The 24,285-nt window shown below is 39.4% G+C and carries 25 protein-coding genes and 1 pseudogene; 16 read left to right on the forward strand and 10 right to left on the reverse strand.

Features of this window, described 5'->3' with window-relative positions:
• The first annotated feature begins 67 nt into the window (after window positions 1-67).
• The 6 genes from ispF to argH all read left to right on the forward strand — a co-directional run bounded on the left by ispF (window position 68) and on the right by argH (window position 6,156).
• Window positions 68-550, forward strand: coding sequence for a 2-C-methyl-D-erythritol 2,4-cyclodiphosphate synthase (ispF, locus tag IQ226_RS18125; RefSeq protein WP_193897616.1), 483 nt, complete (start codon window positions 68-70; stop codon window positions 548-550).
• Between the two features lie 26 nt (window positions 551-576).
• Window positions 577-1,122, forward strand: a complete 546-nt coding sequence (locus tag IQ226_RS18130; RefSeq protein WP_193897618.1) for a hypothetical protein — start codon at window positions 577-579, stop codon at window positions 1,120-1,122.
• Between the two features lie 476 nt (window positions 1,123-1,598).
• Window positions 1,599-3,383 carry an ABC transporter substrate-binding protein gene (locus IQ226_RS18135; RefSeq protein WP_193897620.1) on the forward strand — a complete coding sequence of 595 codons (1,785 nt, stop codon included), beginning with the start codon at window positions 1,599-1,601 and terminating at the stop codon, window positions 3,381-3,383.
• 128 nt (window positions 3,384-3,511) lie between these two features.
• A complete protein-coding gene (gene larB, locus IQ226_RS18140; RefSeq protein WP_193897663.1) occupies window positions 3,512-4,297 on the forward strand; it encodes a nickel pincer cofactor biosynthesis protein LarB in 786 nt (261 codons plus the stop codon).
• Between the two features lie 102 nt (window positions 4,298-4,399).
• On the forward strand, window positions 4,400-4,612 hold the full coding sequence (locus IQ226_RS18145) for a hypothetical protein (protein WP_039199529.1): 213 nt from the start codon (window positions 4,400-4,402) through the stop codon (window positions 4,610-4,612).
• 155 nt (window positions 4,613-4,767) lie between these two features.
• On the forward strand, window positions 4,768-6,156 hold the full coding sequence (argH, locus tag IQ226_RS18150) for an argininosuccinate lyase (protein WP_193897622.1): 1,389 nt from the start codon (window positions 4,768-4,770) through the stop codon (window positions 6,154-6,156).
• A 204-nt stretch (window positions 6,157-6,360) separates the two neighbouring features.
• Here the strand turns inward: argH and IQ226_RS18155 are convergent, their stop codons facing one another.
• From IQ226_RS18155 to IQ226_RS18170, 4 genes are all read right to left on the reverse strand, one after another.
• Window positions 6,361-6,534: a hypothetical protein gene (locus IQ226_RS18155; RefSeq protein ID WP_168465616.1), complete on the reverse strand. Its 174-nt coding sequence runs from the start codon at window positions 6,532-6,534 to the stop codon at window positions 6,361-6,363.
• A 291-nt stretch (window positions 6,535-6,825) separates the two neighbouring features.
• A complete protein-coding gene (locus IQ226_RS18160) occupies window positions 6,826-7,203 on the reverse strand; it encodes a hypothetical protein (protein ID WP_193897624.1) in 378 nt (125 codons plus the stop codon).
• Window positions 7,204-7,716: 513 nt separating this feature from the next.
• Complete coding sequence (locus tag IQ226_RS18165) at window positions 7,717-8,070, reverse strand: hypothetical protein (protein WP_193897626.1); 354 nt, start codon at window positions 8,068-8,070, stop codon at window positions 7,717-7,719.
• Between the two features lie 411 nt (window positions 8,071-8,481).
• Window positions 8,482-10,638 carry a polyribonucleotide nucleotidyltransferase gene (locus IQ226_RS18170; RefSeq protein WP_193897628.1) on the reverse strand — a complete coding sequence of 719 codons (2,157 nt, stop codon included), beginning with the start codon at window positions 10,636-10,638 and terminating at the stop codon, window positions 8,482-8,484.
• A gap of 285 nt (window positions 10,639-10,923) precedes the next feature.
• Between IQ226_RS18170 and rpmI the strand changes: the two genes are divergently transcribed.
• The 5 genes and pseudogenes from rpmI to IQ226_RS18195 form a co-directional block, all read left to right on the forward strand.
• Window positions 10,924-11,121 (forward strand): 50S ribosomal protein L35, encoded by a 198-nt coding sequence (rpmI, locus tag IQ226_RS18175; RefSeq protein WP_193897630.1) that lies wholly within the window; start codon window positions 10,924-10,926, stop codon window positions 11,119-11,121.
• Window positions 11,122-11,140: 19 nt separating this feature from the next.
• Window positions 11,141-11,497, forward strand: coding sequence for a 50S ribosomal protein L20 (gene rplT / locus IQ226_RS18180; RefSeq protein ID WP_015079973.1), 357 nt, complete (start codon window positions 11,141-11,143; stop codon window positions 11,495-11,497).
• Window positions 11,498-11,604: 107 nt separating this feature from the next.
• Entirely contained in the window at window positions 11,605-12,390 is a 786-nt protein-coding gene (locus IQ226_RS18185) for a transporter substrate-binding domain-containing protein (RefSeq protein ID WP_193897664.1), read from the forward strand.
• Window positions 12,391-12,463: 73 nt separating this feature from the next.
• Window positions 12,464-12,988: a tetratricopeptide repeat protein gene (locus tag IQ226_RS18190; protein ID WP_193897632.1), complete on the forward strand. Its 525-nt coding sequence runs from the start codon at window positions 12,464-12,466 to the stop codon at window positions 12,986-12,988.
• A gap of 640 nt (window positions 12,989-13,628) precedes the next feature.
• Window positions 13,629-13,796 (forward strand): annotated as a pseudogene (locus IQ226_RS18195) (DUF4351 domain-containing protein); the annotation flags it as partial.
• 150 nt (window positions 13,797-13,946) lie between these two features.
• On the opposite strand, the gene IQ226_RS18200 reads toward IQ226_RS18195, so the two are convergent.
• Together IQ226_RS18200 and IQ226_RS18205 are read right to left on the reverse strand one after the other, a co-directional pair.
• Window positions 13,947-14,228 (reverse strand): hypothetical protein, encoded by a 282-nt coding sequence (locus tag IQ226_RS18200; RefSeq protein ID WP_193897665.1) that lies wholly within the window; start codon window positions 14,226-14,228, stop codon window positions 13,947-13,949.
• A gap of 363 nt (window positions 14,229-14,591) precedes the next feature.
• Window positions 14,592-15,512: a histone deacetylase gene (locus IQ226_RS18205; RefSeq protein WP_193897636.1), complete on the reverse strand. Its 921-nt coding sequence runs from the start codon at window positions 15,510-15,512 to the stop codon at window positions 14,592-14,594.
• 155 nt (window positions 15,513-15,667) lie between these two features.
• Between IQ226_RS18205 and IQ226_RS18210 the strand changes: the two genes are divergently transcribed.
• Window positions 15,668-17,929: a heavy metal translocating P-type ATPase gene (locus IQ226_RS18210; RefSeq protein ID WP_193897638.1), complete on the forward strand. Its 2,262-nt coding sequence runs from the start codon at window positions 15,668-15,670 to the stop codon at window positions 17,927-17,929.
• 134 nt (window positions 17,930-18,063) lie between these two features.
• Complete coding sequence (locus IQ226_RS18215) at window positions 18,064-19,167, forward strand: aromatic ring-hydroxylating dioxygenase subunit alpha (protein WP_193897640.1); 1,104 nt, start codon at window positions 18,064-18,066, stop codon at window positions 19,165-19,167.
• Between the two features lie 211 nt (window positions 19,168-19,378).
• On the opposite strand, the gene ispG is transcribed toward IQ226_RS18215, so the two are convergent.
• On the reverse strand, window positions 19,379-20,605 hold the full coding sequence (gene ispG / locus IQ226_RS18220; protein ID WP_168644056.1) for a (E)-4-hydroxy-3-methylbut-2-enyl-diphosphate synthase: 1,227 nt from the start codon (window positions 20,603-20,605) through the stop codon (window positions 19,379-19,381).
• 214 nt (window positions 20,606-20,819) lie between these two features.
• On the opposite strand from ispG, the gene IQ226_RS18225 reads away from it, so the two are divergent.
• Both IQ226_RS18225 and IQ226_RS18230 read left to right on the forward strand, forming a co-directional pair.
• Window positions 20,820-21,095 carry a ribbon-helix-helix domain-containing protein gene (locus IQ226_RS18225; protein WP_039200340.1) on the forward strand — a complete coding sequence of 92 codons (276 nt, stop codon included), beginning with the start codon at window positions 20,820-20,822 and terminating at the stop codon, window positions 21,093-21,095.
• Window positions 21,092-21,439, forward strand: a complete 348-nt coding sequence (locus IQ226_RS18230) for a type II toxin-antitoxin system PemK/MazF family toxin (RefSeq protein ID WP_193897642.1) — start codon at window positions 21,092-21,094, stop codon at window positions 21,437-21,439. The genes IQ226_RS18225 and IQ226_RS18230 overlap by 4 nt, the downstream gene beginning before the upstream one ends.
• A 239-nt stretch (window positions 21,440-21,678) precedes the next feature.
• On the opposite strand, the gene IQ226_RS18235 is transcribed toward IQ226_RS18230, so the two are convergent.
• Entirely contained in the window at window positions 21,679-21,876 is a 198-nt protein-coding gene (locus IQ226_RS18235; RefSeq protein ID WP_193897644.1) for a hypothetical protein, read from the reverse strand.
• Between the two features lie 163 nt (window positions 21,877-22,039).
• Between IQ226_RS18235 and IQ226_RS18240 the strand changes: the two genes are divergently transcribed.
• Window positions 22,040-22,381 carry a Dethiobiotin synthetase gene (locus IQ226_RS18240; protein WP_193897646.1) on the forward strand — a complete coding sequence of 114 codons (342 nt, stop codon included), beginning with the start codon at window positions 22,040-22,042 and terminating at the stop codon, window positions 22,379-22,381.
• Window positions 22,382-22,553: 172 nt separating this feature from the next.
• Here IQ226_RS18240 and IQ226_RS18245 read toward each other — a convergent pair whose 3' ends face one another.
• Both IQ226_RS18245 and IQ226_RS18250 read right to left on the reverse strand, forming a co-directional pair.
• The gene (locus tag IQ226_RS18245; RefSeq protein WP_193897648.1) at window positions 22,554-23,165 is read right to left on the reverse strand and encodes a hypothetical protein; all 612 of its coding nucleotides are present in this window, start codon (window positions 23,163-23,165) and stop codon (window positions 22,554-22,556) included.
• A gap of 37 nt (window positions 23,166-23,202) precedes the next feature.
• Window positions 23,203-24,222: a zinc-binding dehydrogenase gene (locus IQ226_RS18250; protein WP_193897650.1), complete on the reverse strand. Its 1,020-nt coding sequence runs from the start codon at window positions 24,220-24,222 to the stop codon at window positions 23,203-23,205.
• Window positions 24,223-24,285 lie beyond the last annotated feature (63 nt).

Genomic DNA, 24,285 nt, shown 5'->3' on the forward strand with positions numbered 1-24,285 from the left:
GAAGTAGGGGAAGTGGGGGGAGAAAAATATTCTTTTATAACTGACAACTGACAAAGGACAACTAACTATGAACATCAGAATTGGTAATGGCTACGATATACACAGATTGGTGAGCGATCGCAATTTGATTTTAGGCGGTGTTCACATTCCCCATGCACTCGGCTTGTTAGGACACAGTGACGCTGATGTTCTTACTCATGCCATTATGGACGCGATGCTAGGAGCTTTATCTTTGGGGGATATTGGTCATTATTTTCCCCCGACAGATCCCCAATGGGCTGGGGCTGATAGTTTAGTATTATTACATCAAGTCCATCAACTAATTCGTGAACAAGGTTGGAAAATTGGCAATATTGATTCTGTTGTTGTCGCGGAACGTCCAAAATTAAAACCACATATTGCTAAAATGCGAGATAAATTAGCAGCAGTTTTAGAAGTCGAACCAAATCAAATTGGTGTCAAAGCTACAACTAATGAAAAACTCGGACCAACGGGGAGAGAAGAAGGGATTTGTGCTTATGCTGTAGTTTTGTTGTTAGCAGATGATTGATTCATAACTAATAGGAGAATAAGAGAATGTTTAGTTTAGACAAACCAGAAGAACTAATTAAAATCAGACTTATTTCTAGTATTTGGAATAATCAATTTGATTCACCAGAGAAAATAGAAAGTTTATTTCAACTATCTTCTCCAGATATTATTGTCTTAGATCAAAATCAGCAAATTGCATTATTAGTAGATATCACAACGCAAGAAATTCTAGAAAATCATGAAAATAATTTATCAAAAGTCAGCAACCTATATTTACAAAACTCTCAGGAAAACCCGCGATTTGTTATTTTGGCAAATTTAACGAAAATCAATGTTTTCAAGTCTATTAGTGGCGTATTTTCTGAGCCAGTGGTATCATTAAATGCGGGGGATATTCTTAGCCATTATGACTCAAGATTCAGCGAAAAAAGAATATTTAAGTTCTATCTAAAAACCCTAATAGAATCTTGGCTGAGAGACTTAGCTTATCAGTGGAAATCAAAAATACCACCTGGATATCAAGAATTAGAAAAAATAGGTATACTAACAAAGTTAAAACATGGAGAGACCTATTCACAGAGTGATGAATAGAAATACATTATTTTGTGAAAATTTATAGTTAATTATCAGGAAGATTAGAGTGACCATACTTTATATAGAAACTAACTTCTTTATGTCTATTGCGAAAGGACAGGAGTAACCGTTCACAGGGGGTGAGAATTTATTAAAAAACCTGAAAGCTTTGTCTGTTGGGTTTTTCAGGCAACTTGACATATTAACGAATGGTTCTTAAATTGGCTGGAAAACGATTTGCAAACCGATATAGAAATTTTGCGAATTTCAAATGACCTAAAAAAATCAAATCTATAACGTTTTTCATGCTGTTTTCGTGGAATCTCATATAGAGCGTTTTTTGTACCCCCCGTGAACGGTTACGATTTTGGTAAACCTGAAGTCAAAGAAGTTTTACGTAATGCTGGAATTAAATATTTTACAATCACGCAGGATTTCCTCAATTGGTTTAATTCTCGTTCATCAACTTAGATAACTGTTTAATTATTAAAACTATGACATTAACAAAAAAGATACTCAATTCCACAAAACGCCTTTTTTTATTAATAACTATTATTGCATTTGCAGCAATAGGACTTACCGCTTGTAACCCAACTAAATTAAAAACTAATGCGGCTCAAGTACCCCAATTAGTAACAAGCATTTTGAGTGATCCAAAAACATTTAATGCGGCGCTGAGTTCCGAATCACCAAATATTTTTGGTTACACCTATGAAGGATTATTAACTCAAAATCCCATTGATGGTAAAATAGAAGGAGCATTAGCCGAATCATGGGAAATATCACCAGATAAAACCAAAATTACCTTTACCATGCGTGAAGGTCTAAAATGGTCAGATGGACAACCATTAACAGTTGATGATGTTGTCTTTACCTATAATGATATTTATTTGAATGAAAACATCCCCACAGATACTAGAGATGTTTTAAGAGTCGGGAAAGATCGCAAATTACCTACTGTCAAAAAAATAGATAATAGAAGAGTAGAATTTAGTGTCCCTGAACCATTTAGACCTTTTTTACTAAATACAGGCGCAGCTATTTTACCTGCTCATATTTTAGAGAAATCAGTCAAAACAAAAAATAAAGATGGTAAAGTGGAATTTCTGAATAAATGGGGTGTGGATACTCCTCCCGAAGAAATCATTGTTAATGGCCCTTATAAACTGGAAAGATATGATACGAGTCAACGGATAATTTTTCGCCGTAACCCCTATTATTGGCGTAAAGATGCTCAAGGTAAACCCCAACCTTATATTGAACGCATAATTTGGCAAATTGTGGAGTCAACAGATACTTCTTTACTCCAATTTCGTTCTGGTGATTTAGATTCTATTGGTGTTTCCCCTGATTATTTTTCTTTATTAAAAGTTCAGGAAAAACAAGGGAATTTTAAAATATATAATGGGGGACCTAGTTCTAGCACTTCCTTTATTTCCTTCAACTTAAATAAGGGAAAAAGACAAAATCAACCATTAGTTGATCCCATTAAATCTAAATGGTTTAATAATGTGCAATTTCGCCAAGCGGTAGCCTATGCTATTGATAGACAAACCATGTTGAATAACACTTTTCGTGGTTTAGGTACACCCCAAAATTCTCCTATTTCTGTTCAAAGTCCTTATTTTTTATCACCGGAAAAAGGCTTGAAGGTTTATAATTATAATCCTGAAAAAGCCAAAGAATTGCTACTAAAAGCCGGATTCAAATATAATGCCAAAAATCTCTTAGTAGATGATCAAGGTAATGAGGTGAGATTTGCATTATTAACTAATGCGGGTAATAAAATTCGGGAGTCAATGGGTTCGCAAATTAAACAAGACCTCAGTAAAATTGGGATTCAAGTAGATTTTACACCATTGGCTTGGAATACTTTTATAGATAAACTTTCTAATACTTTAGATTGGGATGCTTGTTTAATAGGTTTAACAGGGGGTTTAGAACCAAATGATGGTGCAAATGTGTGGTCTCCTGAAGGGGGACTACATATGTTTAATCAAAAACCACAAGCTGGACAAAAACCGATTGAAGGTTGGGAAGTTGCTGACTGGGAAAAGAAAATCCATGAACTTTATATTCAAGGCGCACAGGAGTTTGATGAGGCTAAATTAAAGGAAATTTATGGCGAAAGTCAACAATTAACACAGGAATATTTACCTTTTATTTACTTGGTTAATTCCTATTCTCTATCAGCAATCAGAAATCGGTTTCAAGGTATCCAATATTCCGCTCTTGGTGGTGCTTTTTGGAATATTCATGAAATTAAAGTTACGAAATAGGGAACAGGGAATAGGGAATAGGGAATAGGGAATATTGATCTTTTGCTTTCCTTTACCAATTACCAATTACCAATCACCAATTACCAATCACCAATCACCAATCACCAATCACCAATCACCAAAATCCCATGACACAACCAGAAAATTTGCGATCGCTCTTAGAAGCCGTCGCCAATGGTAAAATAACCCCAGAGATAGCCTTCGACTCCCTCAAAGACCTAGCCTATCAATCCGTAGGTGAATTTGCCAAAATAGATCATCATCGTCAATTAAGAACCGGTTTCCCGGAAGTAATTTGGGGACCGGGTAAAACACCTGAACAAATTGCTCAAATTATGGAAGTCATGCGTCACCGCACTTCCGTAGTTATGGCTACCCGCATTGAACCACGAGTATATTCCGCATTGCAACCAAAAGTTAGAGGTATCCAATATTACGAACAAGCCCGAATTTGTGCCATTGCTCCCCCTGTAATTGAAGTCAGATTTCCTGGTAAAATTGGTATCCTTTCCGCTGGTACTGCCGATTTAGCCGTTGCAGAAGAAGCCGCTGTCACCGCAGAACTTTCCGGTTTTTATGTCCAGCGTCTTTGGGATGTAGGTGTAGCGGGAATTCACCGATTATTAAGCAACCGTCATGTATTAGAATCAGCATCGGTTTTAATCGTTGTCGCGGGCATGGAAGGGGCTTTGCCCAGTGTCGTAGCGGGTTTGGCAGATTGTCCAGTAATTGCTGTTCCTACCAGTATTGGCTATGGTGCAAGCTTCTCCGGTTTAGCACCTCTATTGACAATGCTTAACTCTTGTGCTGCTGGTATAGGTGTAGTTAATATAGATAATGGCTTTGGTGCAGCGGTTTTAGCTGGGCAAATTTTACGAACTTCAGAAAAATTACGTTTGGCGGCAGAAACATAGTAAAGTATGAAAGTAAAGATTGCGTATAATTGCGGTAGCTTTTGATTTTATTAGTTACTTCAACTCTTAATAACAGATGATAAACCTTTTGGTAAAAGAATTATGGAACACTTGAATGATTCACTATTGCCACTACTAGGAAATCTACACGAACATATCACTCTTCTGGCTGATATTGGTAATGTTAGAGACCCAGACCTTTTAGGTCAAGTACAAGCCTCTTGGAATCACTTTGTCAAAACTGGGCAAATTTGGGCCTTGTTGATTGGTATAATTGTGGGTTATCTGTTCAAAGGTTTTACTAGTTACGGTTAAATTGATTTTAGATTTGAGATTTTGGATTTTGGATTAATTATTTAGATACTGAAGACCTTGTAATTTTGCTGATGAAACAACAAGATTTTTAACTCACATCCGGCGTATGATTCAAAATCTAATATCTACAAATTTCTTCCTTTCCCTTCAGATTTATGACCGAAAAACAAACTTGGAGTCAGCGGTTTGAGTCCGCGCTGCATCCAGCGATCGCTCGTTTTAATGCTAGTATCAGTTTTGACATTGAACTTATCGAATATGATATTACAGGTTCTCAAGCCCATGCCAAAATGTTGGCGCATACAGGTATAATTTCCCATGCAGAAGGGGAAGCACTGTTCAACGGTTTAGAACAAGTTCGTCAAGAATATCGTCAAAGACAATTCCAACCCGGCGTTGATACCGAAGATGTCCATTTTGCCGTAGAAAAGCGCCTTACGGAAATTGTCGGAGATGTAGGTAAAAAACTCCACACAGCCCGTTCTCGCAATGACCAAGTAGGTACAGACACTCGATTATACCTCCGTGATCAAATTCAACAAATCCGCCAACAATTACGGGACTGGCAAACAGTCTTAGTTGATATAGCCGAAAAAAATGTTGAAACCTTGATTCCTGGTTATACCCACCTGCAACGCGCCCAACCAGTCAGTTTAGCCCACCATTTACTGGCATACTTTCACATGGCACAACGGGACTGGGAACGCTTAGAAGACGTTTATAGCCGAGTGAATATCTCCCCCTTGGGCTGTGGTGCTTTAGCGGGAACAACTTTCCCCATTGACCGCCACTATAGCGCCAATTTATTACATTTTGATCATGTTTATGCTAACAGTTTGGACGGAGTGAGCGATCGCGACTTCGCCATAGAATTTCTCTGTGCTGCTAGTATTATCATGGTTCACCTCAGCCGTCTTTCCGAAGAAATAATCCTGTGGGCATCAGAAGAATTTCGCTTCATCACCCTTAAAGATAGCTGTGCCACAGGTTCTAGCATTATGCCCCAAAAGAAAAACCCCGACGTACCCGAATTAGTGCGCGGCAAAACCGGGCGCGTATTTGGTCATCTGCAAGCCATGTTAGTAATTATGAAAGGTTTACCTCTGGCTTACAACAAAGACCTCCAGGAAGACAAAGAAGGTATATTTGACAGCGTAAACACAGTCAAAGCCTGTTTAGAAGCAATGACAATTTTACTGCAAGAAGGTTTAGAATTTCGTCATCAAAGATTAGCAACAGCAGTTACAGAAGACTTTGCTAACGCTACCGATGTCGCAGATTATCTCGCCGCTAGGGGTGTACCCTTCCGCGAAGCCTATAACATTGTCGGCAAAGTCGTCAAAACCAGTATTGCCGCTGGTAAACTACTCAAAGACCTACAACTACAAGAATGGCAACAAATCCATCCCGCATTTGCGTCCGATATCTATGAAGCTATCACACCCCGTCAAGTAGTTGCAGCCCGCAACAGCTATGGAGGTACAGGATTTGAACAAGTTAGACAAGCTCTCCTCAACGCCCGGACTCAACTCAATGTGAAATAAAGGGAACAGGGAACAGGGAACAGGGAACAGGGAACAGGGAACAGGGAACAGGGAACAGGGAACAGGGAACAGGGAACAGGGAACAGGTAAGAGTTTTACCACTGACAACTGACCACTGACAATTGACCACTGACACAAGTAAGGGTGTACTAGTGTACACCCTAAAAATTCAAAATATGAAAGAGTCAAATTTAACCAGCTACATTAATCAGCAGCGTCCATTGCTGCTGCGCCTGTTCCTTCTTCCTCTTCACTCTTGGGCGGTCTTTGTTGGAATCTTCTGCCCATTCTACCTGTGGTGGTCCGTTTACGAAACTTTCGGGCGTAGGCCTGGTTTCGTAGCGCCTTTTCTTTTTTCGGGTTACGGCGCTTTGCCATATTCACCTCATTAATAAACAACAAAAAATTGGCATCTAGGCATTACTTAGGCCATATCAGCTACCGATATTATGGATATACTTTTTTAGCCTAGTGCAGCAATCAATACACTTTAAATAGCATACCATTATATCGCACTAAAAAGTCTAATGTCAACCAGAATTTAGGTTGGTAATTGGTGTTGGTCATGAACTTCTGTGATTTTCTGAATTCAATTCAATTTACAATAGGTTGTACATAGACAAGACCTATGTAAGCGAGAATTAGTAAGTGCAGCCTCTATTTATATAGCTACATAATTCCATTCTGCGGGTATTTTACGGTGGAAAGCGTTAAAAATGTCAGTAAAATAGTCTGTAATTTTTGTATCCAATCTTCAACTCCTTGATGACAAAATTCCCAATCAGCTAAATCAATCTCCCATGTTTTACTGACTAAATTTTCTACTTGTTTGATAAAGTCTTCATCTTCATATATTTGCTGACAAAAAGTAGAATAATCTAGCTGATATTTTTCTTGATACTTAATATCTCGTTGACGAAGTTCAGCAATTTTTAAGGCTATCTTATCAAGAGTATATTGTTTAAGAGCCAAATCCATTGATTCTTGTAAATCTCCTAGTGCAGATAAAACTTCAATGTATTCATCTTTAATTGATACTGTTACCATAATTTTTACCTCTTGATAATTACGACATAAACTTACCCGTTGCCAAATTGGTTGTTAGCATTTGTTAGCTTTTTTTGTATTGGTTTTATATAACTAACTTACTACCAAAATCACCGTAACGATGCCTACTAGCAAGGCATCGCGGATTTTAGTGCGATCGCTGATCTTGTAGGTTGGGTTGTGGAACGTAAACGTTCGCGGAGCAATTGGAACGAAACCCAAAATTAACGATATCTAAAAGAATTGATAAATATAAATTAATTGTACAAATATTCCTACATTATATATATTCACTTTAACAATACCTTGTCCAAATCGAAAAAAGTCTTAATTTGTAGGTTGAGGAATAAAACCCAACGCATTTGTTGGGTTGGGCGATTCCTGCGGAGCGCTTCGCTATCGCTTAACCCAACCTACGAAAAATGGACTAGTGGCTGTAGTTAAAATCTGCACACACAAACTGCAAACACATAATGATTCTCCGAAGCCAGCTATATGCGTCCGGGTTGATTTTTATCCCCGACTAATACTGGAGCGCATTACATTGACTTCTTGGATTAAGTCAATGATACGCTTTTTCGTGTCCCGTGCAGAACTTCTTTCTTTGCTTCCTAAACCCAGCCTTGCTTCAGTCCAATCACGGAAGATTTGTTCTTCCTCTGCTTCGTCTCCCTCATCCAGAATCATAAACCGACGGAAATAGGGTACATCCCACTCGATCATGTGTGTCCATACGTCGTAGGGGGCGATCGTCCAATCAATTTGCCAAACTTGTTTCAGCAGTCTAAGGAAGACAATTTCTTCAGGAGTGCGATTGCCGCTATCTATTAATGATTGAACCCCTTCGCTTAATCGTTGTTTATTCATTCCAGCCTCCCAAAAATGTGGAATTATTTTTTGGAGGCTATATTACCACATTCCGCACCCTCAACTGTCACAGATAAAAAAAGCCACCAAAGTAGTACACAATAACTAAAGATAAATCAAAGGTTAAGAAGCTTAATAGGAGTATATAGCCTACTTTACGCTGGGTTTTTCAATGCTTTCAATGTATTCATCTTTAGTTAATACTGTTACCATAATTTTTACCTCTTGATAATTACGACATAAACTTACCCGTTGCCAAATTGGTTGTTAGCATTTGTTAGCTTTTTTTGTATTGCTTTTATATAACTAACTTACTACCAAAATCACCGTAACGATGCCTACTAGCAAGGCATCGCGGATTTTAGATTTGCGATTGATCTGTAATCTAAAATCTAAAATCCAATCAGCGATTTAATTGTTTACCGCTGCTGCTTCTCGTGCTGCTGCGGCTTGATCTGGGTGAATACCTAAGCGTGTTAGGTTAATTCGACCCTTATTGTCAATTTCTCGCACTTTGACAATCACCTCATCACCAACAGCTACTTCATCTTCAACCTTACCAACGCGATAGTCAGCGAGTTGAGAAATGTGAATCATGCCTTCTTTACCGGGCAAGAATTCCACAAAAGCACCAATGGGTATAACCCGTGTCACACGACCGACATAAACATCCCCTTCATGGAGTTTACGAGTCATGCCCTGAACGATGTTCCGCGCTCTCTTCGCCCGGTTTTCATCAACTGCGGAAATGGTGACAGTACCATCATCTTGGATGTCAATTTTTGCACCTGTTTCTTCAGTGATACCTTTAATGGTTTTACCACCAGGTCCAATAACCAGACCAATCATGTCAGGATCAATCTTGATAGTTAACAGGCGGGGGGCAAAGGGTGAAGTTTCTTCCCTGGGGGTGTCAATAGTCTGGAGCATTTTTTCCAGAATATGTAACCGAGCAGGTTTGGCTTGGTTGACAGCTTGGGCAATTACTTCTAAAGACAAACCAGATATTTTCATATCCATTTGCAAAGCTGTAATTCCGGTATCTGTACCAGCAACTTTGAAGTCCATGTCACCCAAAAAGTCTTCAATGCCCTGGATATCGGTGAGGATTCGTACTTCGTCCCCTTCCTTAATCAAGCCCATTGCCGCACCGCTCACAGGTTTGGTAATGGGTACACCTGCATCCATGAGGGATAAACTAGAACCACAAACTGAACCCATAGAGGTTGAACCGTTGGAAGAAAGCACTTCCGAAACTACGCGAATTACGTAGGGAAATTTCTCTTTTGGTGGTAGTACAGGTAACAATGCCCGTTCTGCTAATGCACCATGTCCGATTTCCCGTCTACCAGGGGCGCGTAATGGTTTGGTTTCGCCGACGGAGAAGGGAGGGAAGTTGTAGTGATGCAGGTAACGTTTAGTTTGTTCTAGTTGCAAGTCGTCGTTAAGATTTTGGGCATCTCCAGGAGTACCAAGGGTACACATTGATAGTACCTGAGTTAGTCCCCGGTTAAATAAGCCGCTACCATGCACTCGCTTGGGTATTATTCCTACTCGGCAAGAGATAGGACGAACTTCATCAAGTTTACGACCGTCTACACGCACGTTATCTTCAATAATTTGCAGACGCATGAAGTATTTGGTAATGCTTTTAAAGGTATTACCAAGGGCTTTGGAGTCGGCTGTGGCAGCGATGCGAATGGGGTCTTCTTCTGGTAAAGCCTTGATTTCAGTAGAGATATTATCTTTAACTGCATCCAAAGCAATATCACGATCAGTTTTAGTTAACTCAAATTGCGCCAAGATTTTTTTGATTTCATCACTGGCGCGATCGCGGATATAGTTTTCTAATGTCTTATCTACTTCTGGTGGTTCTTCTTGCACAAGTTTTAGACCTAGTTCATCCAGCAAATCTAACTGGGCTTGAATTAAATCCCGAACCGCTTCGTAGCCAAAATCAATCGCTTCAATAATATCTCGCTCTGGCAATTGATTTGCACCCGCTTCCACCATGATTACCCCATCAGGTGAACCAGCAACGATTAAATCCAAATCTCCCGCTTCAATTTCTGCATAGGTGGGGTTAATAATAAAATCATCACCAACCAAGCCTACTCGCACTGCGGCCATTGGTCCATTAAAAGGAATTTGGGCAATGAGAGTAGCAATTGAAGCACCTGTAACGGCTAACACATCAGGGGGGACTTGCTCATCCATTGACATGGTTATTGCCACAACTTGCAAGTCATCTCGCAACCATGAAGGGAATAAAGGACGGAGTGGACGGTCAATCAGACGACTGGCAAGAATTGCCTTTTCCGGTGGACGACCTTCCCGGCGCATAATTCCCCCAGGAATTCTTCCTGCTGCGTACAATCTTTCTTCGTAATCTACGGTCAGTGGCAAAAAATCAATGCCTTCCCGCGCTGCTGACCTTGTAGCCGTTACTAAAACAGTTGTATCTCCTGATTGTATCAAAACCGACCCACCTGCTTGGGGGGCTAGTAGGCCAACCGTCAGTCGAATATCCCGTCCATCAAAGGATATTGACTTTTCAAATTCTGCCATTCAGTTTTTTTTCCTTCTCTTACGCGATTCTCACTCTGTGGCAATCCTAACATTTATGCAGTCTAGACGGCTTCTGTAATGAACAAACATAAAACAAAATTTTCTTATTTAACCGTACAACAGGCTTCATATCTGGGTTTGTGATCTCAGTTTTATTCTTTATAACGATTTAACATCTGAATATGATGTTTATGTCCTGGGAATTTCTGGCGATCTTGCTGATGGGGCATACAATTTGCCTTTTCTCATATATAATGGTGGATTGTGTTGAATTAAAGCCATCCCATGCCTAAACTAAAGACTCGCAAGGCTGCGGCGAAGAGATTCCGCGCCACCGGTAGCGGTAAAATTGTCCGCCGCAAACCTTTCAAAAACCACTTATTAGAGCATAAATCCTCTAGTAAAAAGAGCAATATGTCAAAAATGGCAGTTGTTCATGAACGGGACGAAGATAACGTACGTTTAATGCTTCCATATTTGTAAAAGACACAGGTAATAAGATATGACTCGGGTAAAACGCGGTAATGTAGCTCGCAAACGCCGCAATAAAATTCTCAAATTAGCTAAAGGGTTTCGTGGTTCTCACTCAACTTTGTTTAGAACCGCTAACCAACAGGTAATGAAGGCACTTCGCAGTGCTTACCGCGATCGCAAAAAGAAGAAGCGTGATTTTCGCCGTCTGTGGATAGCGCGGATTAATGCAGCTTCTAGACAACACGGTTTAAGCTACAGCCGGTTGATTGGTAATTTGAAAAAGGCCAATGTGGAACTAAACCGCAAAATGTTGGCACAATTGGCAATTCTTGATCCTGCAAGCTTCGCGAAAATTGCGGAACTGGCTAACTCGGTTAACGGATAAAGGTGGCAACGGATGAATAACGGATGTAACAGATGGCACTTCGGAAAATTGAAAATTAAAAATCAAGAAACTTTTTGGCATTTTTAATTGGAGTAAAACGCAGAACGATGATGAATAAGTTACATCTGGTATTATCCGCTACCATTTTCTTGATTTTTTGTCTGTATTTTATCGGTGGGAACTTGACTGCATCTGCCGCGACCATGGCGGAAATTGAGCAACGAGGCTATTTCAATATGGCAGTTAAGGATAATCTTCGCCCTTTAGGTTTTAGGGATGAAAAGGGCAATTTGCAAGGGTTAGAAATTGATTTAGCTAAACGTTTGGCTAGTGATCTGTTGGGAAAGGCGGAGGCGGTGAAATTGCAACCGGTAGCTAATAGCGATCGCTTACCATTAGTATTTAATCAGCAAGTTGATTTAGCGGTCGCTGGAGTCACAGCCACAGAATCACGTTCTCGCATCGTTAGCTTCAGTGTTCCTTACTATTATGACGGTGCAGGAGTAGTTACAAAAAATACAGCTATTCAAGCATTAAAAGATCTAAGCAAAAGGAAAATAGCTGTTCTCAACCACTCCAGTACGATTGGATACTTAAAATATTTTACACCATCTGCCGAATTAGTTATTGTAAATTCTTATGCTCAAGGCTGGGAAAAAATAGAAAGTAATCAGGTAGATGGTTTTGCAGCAGATATTAGTATTCTTAGTGGTTGGGTGCAAGCACATCCCCAATATCGCATACTGCCAACTAAATTATCAGCAGAACCGCTATCTGTAGTAATGCCAAAGGGATTACAGTATGATGAATTAAGACGTAACGTGAATGAAGCGATCGCTCGTTACACAGTTACAGGTTGGCTAAAAGAACGGATAGAATACTGGGGATTGTAGTAATTTAGTGAGAAATACACAACCTAATAACTGATAATAGATAGAGTATTTTAATAATTTGTATTTGTAGAAAATGGATAGCAATTTAGTCATCATTTATCTGTCACTTTTTGTTGGTTTACTTGCATTTGCTGGGGTGAGTGTTTTTCGTCAAGTATTCAAAACCCGAAAACTTGAAAGCTCCTTGAACAAGTTAAAAAACAAATTAACAAAAGAAAAAGGTACGGCTCAAGAATATTATGAATTAGCTAGTATCTACTCAGAAAAAAAAGTATTTAGTCAAGCCATATCCCTATTTCAAAAATCTCTCAAAGCCGCCGAAGAAGAAGGAGAAGAATCTATTGCTCCTATTTATAACGGATTGGGATATGTTTACTTTGCTCAAGAACAATATGACTTAGCAATTCGTCAGTACAAAGAAGCCATAAAATTGAACCCAGACTATGTATCGGCTCTAAATAATCTCGGACACGCTTACGAAAAGAAAAAATTGAATGCTCAAGCTTTAGAAATGTATGAAGCAACACTCAAATTAGCACCCAATAACGTCGTTGCTAAACGTCGGGCTGAATCCTTACGTCGCCTAGTTTCTATCTAAGCTCAAACCCCTACTTTATCTCGTTTATCTCGTTCCCAGTCTCTGACTGGGAACGCTATCACAGAGGCTCTGGCTCTACTAATGTAAGTTGCTAGTTAGGTACATTGTCAGAAATGGCTAACGCCACGCCGCGCTATCAGGATGTCCAGGATTAAAGGATGAACAGGATGAAATTTCTGTTTTCATCACCAATTACCTATTAAGTAGGTTAGCATTGAAAATCGTCGTTATGGCAAGGCAAAAGGCAAGAGGCAAGATTGAAGAGGGTTTGGGCGATTTTACTTTCCTTTACACAGATTGGTTTTATTGTGTTCACCTACTTACCACCTGAGTTCGACATAAGATAACTTGTGGAAAACTGCCCCAAGTATGAGTCTCAAACCCTTATGATCTCGTTGAAAAAATCATAACTCCGTTCGCGTAGCGTCTCCGCAGGAGAAACTCCTAACACCGAACTCAGGTTATTACCAATTAGCCATTACCAGCCTCAACGAGATAACTAGTACCGCAAGGCGGAAGTCAAAAGTCAAAAGTCAAAACTAATACTGAGCAAGCTTTTTGGCGATTGATAATGGTTGATTTATTTACGCCGTGTTGTACTAGCAACTTGAGTTACTATTATTAAAGGCAGAGCCAAAAAAATTTAATTATGCGTCAAGTTAATCGCAAGCTAGGAAAAATTGATGCTAAATTAGAAGCACAAATTAGAAACTTAAATGTAGAAATTATTGAACTTTTAGGAGAATCAATCTTTGATTTATCTACAGTAGAGGATTTACAAAATTGGTTAAATAATCTCCAGATTTAAATTAAAAATATGACTGATTGACCATTTCAGCGTTTTCTAGGGTTAGAAATTCAGTGATATGTCTATGGTAGGGGCAGGTTGTAGATAAAATTTCGGATATACTGTTAGAATTAAACTTTTTAAGCCCTGTCCCTACTTTGAAGCGTGGTTTTAGCTGTCTCCTGTTTTTTCAATGGTTTCAATCACTGCTAACCCTATACTCGAAGCGGCGATTAGCATGATTGGTGCTGCTAAAAAGGCAATGGTAAGCATCTTGAGGGCTTGGTCAAAAAAAATATAGGTGGTCATTTGTTCACCTTCTGAACTGTATACAGCTACTGGTACTATCTCATTTTTCTTCACAGCCAGGTGACTGAATTCCCAGTAATTGTATCTTAACAAAACTTTAGCTCTTTCATGACATGATGACAAAGTTTTATTAGAGTAAGCCACAAAATAAATGATCCTGTTTTGTTATGCTGAGTGTAACGTTCGCGGAGCGTGGCGTTAGCCATAGCGAAACGAAACATCTCAAGAGTTTTGAGGGACTTCCAAATAAAAACACTCAACCACTTAGGAATGTGAATTAAATAAAGTGCAAAAGTAGAAAAGTAGGGTGTGTTAGCGACAGCGTAACGCACCATTCCACATCAAATCAGAATTGCAGGTTATTAAATTTGCGTTCCTTAACGCAAAAAATGTCTCAAACTCTCATTGCTCCGTATCCTCTGTGTCTGGACTAGTACGGCTAACGCCACGCTTCGCCAACGTTTATCTGGGTAATTTATTTTTTGGAAGATAAATTCCAAAAAGAAACTAATTTATACAAGCTTGAATAGTAGCAATTACTGATTCAGCCAGACTTGGTAAATCATAACCACCTTCTAAACCAAACATAATTTTTTTGGTTATACCTAAACAGTATTCTGTAAACAAACCAAAATCTTCTGGTTGCAAATTCACACCGGCTAAAGGATCATTAGCATTAGCATCATAACCAGCACTCACAATCAATAAATCTGGCTGAAAATTGCTTAAAAACGGGAGAATTTTCCTTTCCCACAAGGGTTGATAGACAGTAATATCACTACCAGGAGGGACAGGTAAATTTAACACATTATGATGTGAACCTTGTTGAGAAGCTTTTCCCGTACCAGGATAAGCTGGATATTGGTGGAGAGAAATATAAGCAATTTCTGAGTGAGTTTCTACTATTGCTTCTGTCCCGTTTCCGTGATGTACGTCCCAATCTAGAATAGCAACCCGCTTAACTCCAGATTGTTGCAAAGCATAGAAAGCTGCTATGGCGGCATTAGAAAATAAACAAAATCCCATCCCTGTGTCACTGACTGCATGATGTCCGGGTGGACGTGCTAATACAAAAGATTTGTCTCCTGTATTAAGAACTATATCAACGCCATCTAACCAAGCACTAACCGCCAATAACGCCACATCATAACTGCGGGGAGAAATGGGAGTATCCCCGTCTAAATAACCTCCACCGGAGGCAGCGATACCTTTAACTTTGTTAATATAGGTTGTAGGATGAACCTTTTCTATCCAGGACATTAAAGATGGTTTTAATAGAACTGGTGTAGGTAGTTTCCAGGTAATTTTCTCGGCAAAACTTGCAGTTTTTAAAGCATCAACTATCGCTGTTAATCTGGCTGGTTTTTCTGGGTGATAGATTCCCGTTTTGTGATCTAAGAATTCGTCAGAATAAATAACTTGTAACATATATTTCTATACCCAAAATTTGAAATGTAAGTTAGTTGGAAGTCGAGAAACTTATTAAAATGATATATTACATACACCAATAGGTAAAGTATAGATATATAGATCCCGACTTCTTTGAGAAGTCGGGGATCTGGAGGATAATTATAAGAGGTGATATGAATACTCTGAGTCTTAAACTTCAAGGTATGAGTTGCGCGTCCTGCGCTAATAATGTTGAACAAGCAATTTTAGCTGTTTCTGGAGTGACTGATTGTCATGTTAATTTTGGTGCAGAACAGGTAACTATTAATTATGAACCTAAAAAAACAAATATAGCAGAAATTCAAGCTGCGATCGCAGATGCTGGTTATTCATCTTTTCAGTTAGATGTAGAAGGTGAAGATACAGCAGCAACAGCAAGTAAATTAGCAGCAGAACAGGAACTTATTCTCAAGTTAAGAACTGGGGTTGTCATTAGTATTATTCTGTTTTTTGGTTCTTTACCGATGATGACGGGATTACATTTACCTTTTGTTCCTAAATTTCTTCATCATCCTTGGTTGCAATTAGCATTAACAACACCTGTTGAGTTTTGGTGTGGGGGATCTTTTTTCCGTAATGCTTGGAAGTCTTTAAAACGGCGCACTGCCACAATGGATACTTTGATTGCTTTGGGAACGGGTACGGCTTATTTCTATTCTTTATTCGTGACGCTTTTTCCTGATTTACTTATTTCCCAAGGCTTAGAAATTCATGTTTATTATGAAGTTGCAGCAATAGTTGTAACTTTAATTTTGTTAGGGCGATTTTTTGAACATCGTGCTAGGGGGAAAACTTCGGAAGCTATTCACAAATTGATGGGAATGCAAGCAAAAACAGCTAGGGTAATGCGAGATGGTTTGGAAATGGATATTCCCATTAATGAAGTGATAGTTAATGATCTAATTTTAGTCCGTCCTGGTGAAAAAATTCCTGTAGATGGAAAGGTAATTGATGGTATTTCTACGGTAGATGAGGCAATGGTAACTGGTGAAAGTGTAGCCGTGAGAAAACAACCAGGCGATGAGGTAATTGGGGCAACAATTAATAAAACTGGTAGTTTTAAGTTTAAGGCAACGCGGGTGGGTAAGGATACTTTTTTAGCGCAAATTGTCAAGTTAGTCCAAGAAGCACAAGGTTCAAAAGCACCGATTCAAAGGTTAGCAGATCAAGTAACTGGGTGGTTTGTGCCGACGGTAATTTTGATAGCAATTTTCACTTTTATCATCTGGTTTAGTATCACAGGTAATTTTACTTTAGCAATGATGACAATGGTGGGAGTTTTAATTATTGCTTGTCCCTGCGCTTTGGGTTTAGCTACTCCTACTTCTGTGATGGTAGGAACTGGCAAAGGTGCAGAAAATGGGATTTTAATTAAAAGTGCTGAAAGTTTAGAATCAGCACATAAAATAAATACGATTGTTCTCGATAAAACTGGAACTTTAACTCAAGGTAAACCCACAGTTACAGATTTTGTGACTATTAAAGGTACAGCAAATGGGAATGAACTTCAGTTATTAAAATTAGCTGCTACTGTAGAACAAAATTCTGAACATCCTTTAGGGGAAGCAGTGGTGAAATATACGATAAGTCAAGCTGTGAGTTTAGCTGATGTTAAGAATTTTGCCGCTGTTGTTGGTAGTGGTGTTCAAGGAGTTGTATATGATAACTTAGTCCAAGTTGGCACACAACGCTGGTTCACGGAATTAGGAATTGATACAGATATTTTAAAACCCCATCAAACAACTTGGGAAGGTGAAGGAAAAACAGTAATTTGGTTAGCGGTAAATGGTAATTTAGAAGCAATTATGGCTATTGCTGATGGCCTTAAACCTTCATCATTAACAGCAGTTAAAGCCCTGCAAAAATTAGGGTTAGAAGTGGTAATGTTAACAGGTGATAATCAACAAACTGCCCAAACAATTGCTAATCAAGTGGGTATTACTCAAGTTTTTGCCCAAGTGCGTCCAGACCAAAAAGCCGCGATGATTAAATCATTACAGCAAAGGAAAATAGGGAATAAATCTCAAATTGTGGCTATGGTAGGAGATGGAATTAATGATGCACCGGCATTAGCACAAGCAGATGTGGGAATTGCCATTGGGACAGGAACAGATGTGGCGATCGCTGCTAGTGATATTACTTTAATTTCTGGAGATCTACAAGCCATAGTGACAGCCATTCAACTTAGTCGCGCCACTATCAACAATATCCGCCAAAATCTCTTCTTTGCTTTTATTTATAATATCATTGGTATTCCCATTGCTGCGGGTATTCTCTATCCCTTTTTCGGTTGGTTACTTAACCCAATTATCGCCGGTGCAGCAATGGCATTTTCTTCAGTTTCTGTAGTCAGTAATGCTTTAAGATTGCGTAACTTTCAACCAGGAGTTAGGTAATGGGTAATGGGTAATTGGTAATTAGTTATTTGACTTTTAATTCATTGCTGCTGACGGTACTGAAGATAACTGTTTTTCTGAGTTGTTCATGATAGGAATAGATTAACCGCTTCACTGCAAGTGAACCCCTAAAAATGAACACCAATATAGATAATTTCAACTCAGTTCGTAAACCTAAAATCTTCAATCAATCAACCAGCTTTATTGAAGGTTGGTATTGGGTATTACCTTCTCAATCTTTACTGGTAGGTGATGTCAAAGCTGTGACAATTTTTGGTAAGGATTTAGTCGTATATCGGGGTAAAGATAGACGTGCAGTTATCCTAGATGCTTATTGTCCGCACATGGGTACAAGTTTAGCTGAAGGTAAAATTGAGGGTAATGAATTACGCTGTGTTTTACATCGGTGGAAATTTGATGCCGAAGGTATTTGTGTGGATATTCCTAATTTAGATGAACCTGTATCTCTGAAAGCCAAAACTTGGCCAGTAGCCGAACAATATGGGATGATTTGGGTTTGGACTGGGGAAATTCCACAACAATCTTTACCTTTTGTTTTAGATTGGGAAAATCAAGACTTTGATTTTTCTCTCGGTTCGCAATTTAGTATTGATTGTCATCCTCATATCTTACTTATTCAAACTATTGATACTCAACAAATTAATCTAGTTCATAAATTACCATTAAAAATGGTTTTGGAGAAACAAGAACTCAATCAAAATGCGATTATTTTTAGCACTATTACAAATATTAATGGTAAGTCATTCTGGCTAAATCTTTATCGGCGGTTGTTTAAAAATTCTCTTAATTATAGTGTTTGTTATTGGTATGGAACGACAAGTATTGTTTCTTTTACGAATGAGTCTACCCAGGTACATATAATATTTACAACTCGGATATTACCAGGAGGAAAAACTGAAGGTCAAACCCTCATCATGTCCAAAAAACGGAAAGGGATGTTAGGAAAGTTAATTAATAAATTGATGTTATGGAGAGGGAAAAAAATTAGCGATCGCCTACTCAAAACCAATGATAAAATTTTACAAACCATGCAGTTTGATTTAAAAAATCCCCTGAAAGCTGATTTATCAATCATCCAATTTATCAACCATTTAGAACGACAAAAACCCCTAACCTGGGAAAGTTGGTTATTAGTGCGATCGCGGGAACGAGAGGAAGAAGTGCGGGAAGAGAGAGAAAAACGGGAAAAATGGCGCGATGAATTAGTTAATGACTAAAAACCCGAGATTTTGACAATAAAAATGAAGTGGACTTGCCACTTCATCAATTCCCAGGTAGAACCTAGATACGAGTATAACGACTAAGAACTTTTAAAATCGTATAAATACATACTAATTTTCATGTTTCCCCGTTAGTTTCCTATCCATTCCCCATTCCCTATTCCCTATTACCTATTCCCCGTTCCCTTTTTAGTAAAAGTCTTAACAATTAAGGTTCTACCCAACGTCCATCAGCTTTAATGAGATTAATTAATTCCTCTACACCTTGTGATTCTGGGACTTTTTTAATTTCTTCCCGACCACGATATAAAGAAATATAACCGGGAGTTTTGCCAACATAACCATAGTCAGCATCAGCCATTTCTCCGGGTCCATTCACAATACAACCCATCACAGCAATATCTAAACCTGTCAGATGTTTAGTAGCTTCTCTAACTACGTGCAGCACTTCCTCCAAATTAAATAAAGTCCGTCCACAGGAAGGACAAGCGACATACTCAACCATTGTTTTCCGCAAACCTAAAGCTTGCAGAATGCTGTAACAAACAGGAATTTCCTTTTCTGGTGCTTCTGTTAAAGACACGCGGATTGTATCACCAATACCATCAGCTAATAATGTGGCAATACCGGCGGTAGATTTAATTCTGCCATATTCACCATCACCTGCTTCCGTCACTCCCAGGTGCAAAGGATAATCCATACCCAAATCATCCATGCGTTTCGCCATGAGACGATATGCAGCCACCATGACAGGCACTCGTGAGGCTTTCATGGAAATTACCACATTATGAAAATCCAAAGATTCACAAATGCGAATAAATTCTATGGCCGATTCCACCATCCCTTCAGGAGTATCACCATAGGTAAATAACATTCTTTCCGCCAAAGAACCATGATTGACACCGATTCGCATGGCTTTACCTTGATCACGCAAGGAAATGACCAGCGGTGCTAAGGTTTCGCGGATTTTTTCGCCAATTTCATCAAATTCAGCTTTTGTGTACTCGGTGCGACTGGTATTAGGTTTTTCAAATACATATAAACCTGGATTAATTCTCACCTTTTCAATATGTTTGGCGACTTCCAAGGCGATTTTCATGCCATTGTGATGGACATCGGCAACAATTGGCACATCTCGGTAAGTTTTGATTAATTGTTGTTTAATTTCCGCCAGTGCTTTAGCGTGTCCGAGACTAGGAACAGTGACACGAACAATTTCGCAGCCTATTTCATGAAGACGACGAATACCCGCGACAGAACCATCAATATCGAGAGTATCTTCATTAATCATAGACTGTACCACCACTGGGTATCCACCCCCAATGGTGACATCTCCCACTTTTACAGGGCGGGTTTTGCGGCGTTTGATGGTGGTATCAAAGGCTGGTTGACTAGATGCAGTGTTGGTAATTTCCAAAGTCGGCAGAGTTTGCATAATCTAAACAGGTAGATTTTCTGTAGCTAAAATATCAGATTGCCAGGGGTTATACTTCTCAGATTGCCACAATTGAGGTTATTTTAGGTGATAAAGTGGAAAAGTAGGTGGCAAAAGTCCAAGATTTCACCAACAACTGAATTTTTAATTTTGGATGATGCGTAAAACGATATGATATAAGACATCACTTCAGTCATCAACAAATGAACGCTCTATGAAAACAGAAACCGTTCGCACGACGCTAACCATTCCGAGAGAACTCCTAGAAGCTACAGACAAGGCGGTTTTGGAAGGAAAGGCTAAGAGTCGGAATGATTTTGTCGCCCAAGCTTTACGAAGAGAATTAGCCTTACAGAAGCGGTCTGAAATTGATGCTGCATTAGCTGAAATGGCTAATGATCCAGATTATCAGGCGGAGGTATTAAAACTAGAGGTAGAATTTGCTACGGCGCAGTGGGAGGCGTTGCAGTTAGGGGAAGCTCCAAGATGAGAAGGGGTGAGGTTTATGATGCACGTCTGGAAATGACTGAAGGCTCGGAACAGGGAGGAACTCGTCCGGTAATTATTGTGAGTCGTGATGTGATTAATCTATCCAGCCCTGTAGTTTTGGCAGTACCTTGTACCACCTATCAAGATGGCAAGCGAGTTTACCCTACTCAAGTTTTGATTTTGTCCCCAGATGGTGGATTAAAGAAAGACTCGATCGCTATGGCAGATCAGGTGCGGGTATTATCTAAAACCCGTTTTCTACGTTTAAGAGGAATTTTGTCGGAGGTGGTGATGGCACATCTGGAGCAAGCGTTATTAATTGCATTAGATTTACCAGGATGTTGATAACTTGATTTAATAGGGTTTGATGAATAAATCAAAAACTTTAGATATATTAATGTAAGTGGCTAATTAGGTAAATTGTCAGAAATGGCTAACGCCACGCTTCGCTATCAGGATATCCAGGATTAAAGGATGAACAGGATGAAACCAGAGCTTTTATTACCTATTACCAATTACCCATTACCAGCCTCAAGGAGATAACTAGCAACTTGAGTTAATAATTGTTTTGACTTTTTCGATGCTTACTTATTTCCTGTTGTGGGAGAGGAGGTTTGAGTAAATTGGCTGATTTGATGCCAAATGTCTTGGGGAGTAATACCGAAGCCAAAGTATAATAACATAACAATAGCGGCGGAAATTATAGCTGTTTTAATGGTGGTTTTAATTAATTTCCAGAGAATGATAAAAACTACCCAAGCTACTATTAAGGTGATAATCATAGAGTTGAGGAAATAGGCATTGATACTGAGTTTTTTCCGAAATTAAACACCAAAATCAGGATAATAAACTATTCTGGGGAAAAATTGCAACCTTCCTGAGCTAGATGCTTCTAATATATTTGTAAAGTGCAACTTTGGCACAGTATGAAAACTAGTTAGAAGTATGAACTACGAAATAGCACGGAAACTACTCATAGACCAAACCAGCAGTTTAGATAATCCAGATACTCTGTTAAGTCGTTTACAACAAGGTAAACCTCCCGTTCCTGGTCAGGTTACTTCCACCCTGTTGGCTTTAAAGGTGGTATTTGAAGCTTTAAAAACAGCACCAAATTTGGACAGAGAACTGGCTTTTGCTTTATATCAGTTGGCTGTGAAGGCGCAAAGATTTTTTGTTGCGGGAAGAAAGGCAGGTGTGGAGTGGCCTCCATTGCTTAATGAGGATTTAGTCCGTATTTCTCTGGGGGCTGAAAGTATTTTTTCGGGAACATGGCAAACTTTATGAAACTCCTTTTTTCTCCTTCTTCTTCTTTCTCCTTCTCCTTCTTTCTCCTTCTCCTTCTCCTTCTTTCTCCTTCTCCTTCTCCTTCTTTCTCCTTCTCCTTCTTTCTCCTTCTTCTTCCTGACTCCTAACTCCTAACTCCTGACTCCTGATTCAGAGACTCCTGACTCCTAAATTAGCGCGTTCTTAATTCTGTTTCTAATTTATCTAAATCGGCTTTAAGTAACACCGTGATTTTACCAGTGATGGCTTTACCTTCCTTGGGTTGGGCAATTTCTACCCAATACCCATAGCGATCGCCTATCCGTAATTCTCCCTTCAATGCTTCCCGCATTGGTGTCTTTGCTAGTCTAGATGTATTAATAGTAGTTTGATCAGGATACTGATAGATGGTTTGAGCCTCATTATAATCTTGATACACATCTAAACCATAAATCACTCGCAAAGATTCTTCTAAACGTTGTAGTGTAACGCCATTAACAGCATCAAAAATGGTCATGCGTTCAGTGCGAATTGTGATGCGGTCTTTAGTAAATGTTACTCTACCGGCAGGTAACACGGAGGCTTGGAAGGTAAATCTTTGAGCCGCTGTATCACTTTTACTAATAAATAATCGTTCTCCTGGTTTTGGCTGTAGTGTGGGATGGGCTTTAATCCATGAAAGTACATCCTCTGTAGTGTCACCAGGTAGGGCTTGTCCGGGAGAATTTAACAGCATTTCCACTGACAACCAAGGTATCAGAGAACAAGGTAGAATCAATAATTTTAGTAAGGATTGTTTGAGCATTGTTGAGATCAAGTGGGGTGCGTCGGAATTTTCAGTGTCAAACCATTGCTACCTTAATGACTTTCCGTGCCTTCATATCTATAAAGACCTGTTCTAGATCCTGCAAAGGTCGGTGTTCACTAATGAGCAAGTCAAAAGGAATTGTACCACTAGCGATGAGTGATAGGGCGGCGTTGATATATTCTGGTGTATTGTGAAATACGCCTTTGAGAGTAAGTTCACTATAGTGCAATTGTTCGGTATTGACAGTAATTGTGGTATTTTTTGGACAACCGCCAAATAAATTGATAGTTGCACCGGGACGACCGCAAGCGATCGCAGTTTCCCAGACACTCGGTACACCAGTAGCCTCGATGACGACATCTGCACCCCAACCAGCGGTTAATTCCTTAACTGTATTGGCAATATCCGTAACTTGATGATAATTAAAAGTCTTGGCTGCACCCAGCTTTTCCCCAATCTCTAACCGTTGATGATTCCCACCCCACAATATCACCTCAGTATATTTCGCTAATACTGCCACAAACATCAAGCCAATCGCCCCATCACCCAAAACCACTACTTTGTCATTGGGTTTAGCACCACAACGGCTGATACCATGCAATACACAGGCTAAAGGTTCAGTCATCGCCGCTAATACTAGGGGCAAATGATCGGGAACAGGTAATAGATTATGCCTAACTATGGGAGCAGGAATTTTCAGATATTCTGCAAATGTGCCATTATTCCAAGTTATATGGGGACATAAAGAATATTCTTGGCGTTGACAAAAGAAACATTTCATGCAGGGAGCAGAATTATTTGCCACGACGCGATCGCCTACCCGCCAATTCCTCACCCCAGCACCGACAGCCACAATCCGTCCTGCACCTTCATGACCAAACAGTGTCGGCAGTGTCAGCATTTTAGCATGACCACCCCGTCGCCACACCTTCAAATCTGTACCACAAGTAGTAGCTGCTTCCACCTGAATCACCACCTCGCCGGCTGCGGGGGTCGGGTCAGGAACTTGTTCTAGGCGTAAATCCTCTTGTCCGTAGAGTAGTGCTGCTAACAAAACTTTTCACCCATAAAAAAGAAGTATGGCTTTAACCACACTATTAAAACCAATTAAATACGG

It is taken from the genome of Dolichospermum sp. LEGE 00240, assembly GCF_015207875.1.
Classification (GTDB): Bacteria; Cyanobacteriota; Cyanobacteriia; order Cyanobacteriales; family Nostocaceae; genus Dolichospermum; species Dolichospermum gracile.